Raw genomic sequence first — 3951 nt, 5'->3', positions numbered from 1 at the left:
CCCCCGAAAGACTGGGGTTGAGTAGTTCATGACCATCACGCATTTCTACGTCCACCACAAACACCCTGACCCCCGCGCCCCTGCGAATGCTTGTACGGGTGCGGATGGACACGTACATGACGTTGCCCACTCCCTCGGGGACTGGGCATCGATCGGTAGAGAGGGTCAGGCGCCGGCCTGCGCGGCCATCGAGGTGCCTTCGATGAGCGCGAAGGTGTGGGTACGTGACGTCGGGAAATACGTCGAGGAAGCCCTCGGTGCGTGCGGTCGCCTGGGGGTTGGCCGTCGGCGTCGTGTCGCCCTCACCGCGGCTCGCACCCTGCGGCATCTCGACGAGCGCGACGTCGCGGTGGCCGAGGTCGTACAGGTACGTGGCCAGGGTGCGCAGCGCGGCGCGTTCCATCGTCAGCTGCAGGACACCGTCGATCGCGGGGTAACCCGTGCCGGCGAGCGGGATGCGGCGATGGCGCAGGTGGTCCAGCACCGCCGCCGAGACATGCCCGCCGAGCGGGAAGACGACGGCGTCGCGGGGGATGCCGGACATGCGTCGCACGACCTCGTGCTCATCGCTACCCTACGCCAGGATGAGCAGGATGCCGCTCGAGTTCTGGCCCAGGTGCTGCGCGAGACCGTCGAGCACGCTGACGGCGAACGGGTCACTGAACGAGTTGAGCAGTCGCCCCTCGGCGAAGACACCGACGATGCCGGAGCGTCCCTGTCGCAGGGACGAGGCGAGCGGGGGTCGGGGCTGCCGGAATCGAGATCCTCGGCGGCCTCGAGGACGCGCTCATGCGTCGCGTCGGCTTCGCATCGTCCACCACGGCCGGGGGGATGGCAATTCTGTGCAGGCACCCATCGATGTGGGACGGGCTGAGCGGTATCCGTCACGTGGTTACTGAAGCGTAGGTAGGGTTGGGGGATCGCGGCGCGGACCGCGACACCGGAGCTGACGACGGCCGAAGGAGACCACAGCGATGACGACCTCACGGACCCGGGTGACGCTGCTCGACGTGGCGCGCGGGGCGCTGACGATGACGCCCGACATCCCCCACGTCGCCAAGCATCTGCCGTCCTTACTGCTGCGTCGATCGGGCCGCGCCATGTCGATCGGCTCGGTATTCGAAGGGCTCGCCGAGCGGCACCCGCAGCGTCCGTTCGTCGTGGCCGACGAGGGGCGCCTCACCTACGCAGAGGCCAACGAGCGTGTCAACCGGCTCGCGTGGGTGCTCAAGGACGCTGGGGTGCGTCACGGGGACGTCGTCGGGCTGATGTCGCACAACTCGATCGACATGCTGCTCGTGATGCTCGCGACCGTGAAGCTCGGCGCCGTCAGCGGGCTGCTCAACTACAACCAGCAGGGCGATGTGCTCGCCCACAGCCTCGGAGTACTCGACGCCCGCGTCATCGTCGCCGAGCCGTCGTTGCTCGAGGCGGTGACGACGTGCCTCGCGGGGGAGGGCTCAGCGAACACCGCACCGTCGTCGGATACCGGGCGCCACGCGGACGTCGTCGGGCTCGACGAGCTCGTCGCACAGGCGACGAACGCGCCTACGGCGGCGGCGCAGAACCCGCCCGAATGCGCGCAGGTGCGCGGCAGCGACAAGGCGTACTACATCTTCACCTCCGGCACGACGGGCATGCCGAAGGCCTCCATCATGAGCCACCATCGGTGGTTGCAGTCGTACTCGGGCCTCGGCGGGCTGGGCGTGCGGCTGCGCGAGGGCGACACTCTCTACTGCTGCCTGCCGCTGTACCACAACAACGCCGTGACGGTCGCGCTCGGAGCCGTGCTCAACGGCGGCGCGTGCTTCGCCATCGCGCGCAAGTTCTCCGTCTCCAACTTCTGGGACGACGTCATCCGCTTCGACGCGACGTCGTTCGTCTACATCGGCGAACTGTGCCGCTATCTGCTCGGCCAGCCGCAGCGGGACGTTGACCGGGCGCACCGCATCCGCGTCATCGTCGGCAACGGCCTGCGGACCGACATCTGGGCCGAGTTCCAGGAGTGCTTCGGCATCGCGCGCATCGCCGAGTTCTACGGGGCGAGCGAGTGCAACATCGCGTTCATCAACGCCTACAACATCTCCGAGACGGCCGGCACGTGCCCACTGCCGCACAAGGTCGTCGCCTACGACCCGGAGACGGGCGGCGCGGTGCGCGACGGGAACGGGCGGCTGCGTCAGGTCAAGGTCGGCGAGGCGGGCCTGCTGCTCGCCAAGGTGACGAAGGCCCAGCCGTTCGACGGGTACACCGACGACGACGCCACCGAGAAGAAGCTGCTGCGCGACGGTTTCAAGGACGGCGACTGCTGGTTCATCACCGGCGACCTCGTGCGCCGGCAGGGGCTCAACCACGTGGCGTTCGTCGATCGGCTCGGCGACACGTTCCGGTGGAAGGGCGAGAACGTCGCGACGACGGAGGTCGAGGCGGCCCTCGAGCGGCTGCCGTTCGTCGAGGACTGCGTCGTCTACGGCGTCGAGGTGCCCGGCTGCGACGGGCGAGCCGGCATGGCCGCCGTCGTGCTGCGCGAGGGCGAGCCCTTCGACGCCATGGCGGCCGTCGCGCTCAACGAACGCCTGCCGAAGTACGCGGTGCCACTGTTCGTGCGCGAGGTCGATTCGCTCGAGCACACCTCGACGTTCAAGTCGCGCAAGGTCGAACTGCGCGACGCCGGGTTCGCCGGCGTGGGTGACGACCGCGTGTGGGTGCTGATGCGTGACGGCTACGTGCCCTTCTACGGGAGCTACCCCGAAGACGTCGCAGCAGCGCGTCAGCCGTGAGGGGTTGAGCTTCGCCGTCGGCCGGCCATGTGGTCGTGCGTCAGCTGTGAGGGGTGGAGCTTCGCGTCAGCCGGCCATGTGGTCGCGCGGCAGCTGTGAGGGGTGGAGCGTCGCGTCGGCGTGGTGGTTCAGCGTGTCGGGCGTCAGAACGATGCGGTGGCGAGCTTGACGGCGAACAGGCAGAAGGCCGTCCCCGCGGCGAGGTGTGCGCCGGCGACGACGCGCGGGCGTCCTGCGACGCGGTGGCCGAGCCGCGAACTGATGGCGATGACGGCCGCGAGGTAGATGAGGCTGATGATCTGCATGATGACGGCGAGCACCCCGAAGTTGACCCACAGGTGCGGATCGCCCGGCGTCACGAACTGCACGAAGAACGCGGCGAAGAACAGGATCGACTTGGGGTTGAGCATGCCCGTCACGATCGAGCGGCTGAACGGGGACGCCGCGATGCCGGCGCCATCGGGGGCCGCGCCTGTGTCGATGGGGTTGAGCGAGTCGTCCGTGGCGTCGGCGCGCGTCAGCGCTCGATGTTCGCGCAGCAACTGCACCCCTCGGCGCAGCAGACCGAACCCGAGATAGACGAGGTAGGCGCCGCCGACGAGCGTCAGCGCGCGGAAGAACAGCGACCCGCCCGTCAGCAGCGTGCCCGCCGGCGACGGCCGCGATCATGAGGATGCTGTCGCTGATGAACACACCGGCGGCGGCCTGCCAGCCGGCGCGTCGCGATACCTGCGCGGCGCTCGTCGCGACGAACAGCGAGTTCGGCCCGGGCAGCAGGATTGGTTGTGACAGCTTGGTCTGGCCCCGTTGTGACGGCTTGATCTGGCCCCGCGTGCGACTTGCCGGGGTGTTGACGGTCTGAACTGGCCCCACCCCTTCACGCTGGTCCCCATCACTGGGAACCAGTCGCGAGGGCAAGGGAGCCAAGATGGGGTCACGAGTGCAGCTGTACGCCGACATCCGCCATGACGCGCGAGTGGAGGGTCTGTCCATCCGCGAGCTCGCGCGCAAGCACGGGGTACATCGCCGCACCGTCCGCCAGGCACTCGCCGCTGCCGAACCCCCGCCCCGCAAGAGGCCGGTTCGTACGGCACCGCGTCTGGACCCGTACAAGCCGGCCATTGACGAGATGCTGCGCTATGACCTGACTGCGCCGCGCAAGCAGCGTCAC

General features: G+C 68.8%; 1 protein-coding gene and 3 pseudogenes. 2 read left to right on the top strand and 2 right to left on the bottom strand.

Annotated elements, in window-relative coordinates:
- A pseudogene (locus tag HMPREF0321_RS14570) lies at positions 1-544 on the bottom strand (hypothetical protein); the annotation flags it as partial.
- A gap of 430 nt (positions 545-974) precedes the next feature.
- Between HMPREF0321_RS14570 and HMPREF0321_RS01800 the strand changes: the two are divergent.
- Positions 975-2780 (top strand): long-chain-acyl-CoA synthetase, encoded by a 1806-nt coding sequence (locus HMPREF0321_RS01800; protein WP_006943727.1) that lies wholly within the window; start codon positions 975-977, stop codon positions 2778-2780.
- Between the two features lie 143 nt (positions 2781-2923).
- Here HMPREF0321_RS01800 and HMPREF0321_RS16305 read toward each other — a convergent pair.
- Positions 2924-3740 (bottom strand): annotated as a pseudogene (locus tag HMPREF0321_RS16305) (LysE family transporter).
- Here HMPREF0321_RS16305 and HMPREF0321_RS15290 point away from each other — a divergent pair.
- Positions 3709-3951, top strand: a pseudogene (locus HMPREF0321_RS15290) (helix-turn-helix domain-containing protein); the annotation flags it as partial. The pseudogenes HMPREF0321_RS16305 and HMPREF0321_RS15290 sit on opposite strands and share 32 nt — an antisense overlap.

Source organism: Dermacoccus sp. Ellin185, assembly GCF_000152185.1.
Classification (GTDB): Bacteria; Actinomycetota; Actinomycetes; order Actinomycetales; family Dermatophilaceae; genus Dermacoccus; species Dermacoccus nishinomiyaensis.
This window is presented reverse-complemented; position numbering and strand designations above follow the sequence as displayed.